Origin of the sequence: Colwellia sp. BRX8-7 (assembly GCF_014077275.1) — a bacterium.
Taxonomy (GTDB): Bacteria; Pseudomonadota; Gammaproteobacteria; order Enterobacterales; family Alteromonadaceae; genus Colwellia_A.
The window spans coordinates 1-1,201 of record NZ_JACGVP010000068.1 but is presented as its reverse complement, the minus strand read 5'-3'; the positions used below and the strand labels follow the sequence as shown (position 1 = coordinate 1,201).

General features: G+C 34.1%; 2 protein-coding genes. Both read left to right on the top strand.

From position 1 onward, the window contains the following. The first annotated feature begins 242 nt into the window (after positions 1-242). A complete protein-coding gene (locus H4J57_RS19455) occupies positions 243-533 on the top strand; it encodes a hypothetical protein (protein WP_182243985.1) in 291 nt (96 codons plus the stop codon). Positions 534-638: 105 nt separating this feature from the next. Further along, positions 639-1,079: a hypothetical protein gene (locus H4J57_RS19450; protein WP_182243984.1), complete on the top strand. Its 441-nt coding sequence runs from the start codon at positions 639-641 to the stop codon at positions 1,077-1,079. Positions 1,080-1,201: the final 122 nt, after the last annotated feature.

The window sequence follows — 1,201 nt, the reverse complement described above, 5'->3', positions numbered from 1 at the left end:
GTTCGAACGTCTTGTTAGAAACATTGGATGTTTGCCGTTCAATATTCGTAACCAACAGAGGCATATTCCACTTATCAAATATAGTAAACTAATCGATTGATAAATGGATTGGTCCAACTATAAGCTGTTCAAGCGGGACAAATTACAGTTGGCTGGTTCCGCTTCGCTTCACATTTTAGCCAACTACAATTTGCCCCTTAACAGAGCGTTAGGCTTACCAAAATCTTGGAGATAAATTTAACGTGAGGAGATTAGTTTTAGCTGTTTGTTCAATATTCCTATTTCCAGTTATTGTCCGAGGAGCTATTAGTTTTTTCCACCCTAAAGGTGGCGAGTTAATGATTGTCGCTGAGAAAGTATTTGGTTCAAATACAATAAATTGGTTAGCCGAATTTGTTACTTTTCCAGTCTACGATTTTCTAGTACATTCGTTTTGGTTTAATAGTGTAATATTTTGGCTAGTATGGCTCTTGTGTATTTTTGTTGCTATTAGGTTTACTGTCCCAAATAGTGGTGCTCAAGGTAAAGCCTAACAAGGCGTTCAAACGGACAAAAAACAGTTGGCTGTTTCACTCCGTTCACAATTTTAGCCAACAATTTTTTGCCGCTTAACGTGGCGTTATATACCTAAGGTAGCTATGGTCTCTCATTCTAAATTTATTCAAATATTAGCTTACGTTTGTGCTGTGATTCTAATACCAGTATATGTTTTTGGCTCTATCGCTTTGTTTTATGCAACTTATAAATCTACTTTAAATCCTGATATTCTGATTACTTTGTTTATCGCTGTTCTTGCAATTGTGGTTTCATTTTTCGGTTACAAAAGTATGTATTTATTGATTCGATTTATCAAAACAATCAAGGGTAGTTTTGAATTTGACGAAAATGGTATATGTTTAAATTTTCAAAGTAATTCCCAAAAATATACTTGGGATGAACTTGAAAATTCAAAAGACTATCCAAGTTGCCAAATTTTTTGTTTAATCGATGATAGTGGTAATCATCTTTATTCTATTTGGGAGTATGCTTCTAATTACTCACAATTTAGAAAGTTAGCTTTAGAGAAAATCGGTATATAACAACACGCCCTGAGGTGGACAACTAGTAAAATTTAGCTATTTATTGCAAATTTTAACAGTGGCGATCCTCTTCGGTTTAATGCTTCTAAATATTTTGATTCGTTGTAGGGCATCTTCGTTTT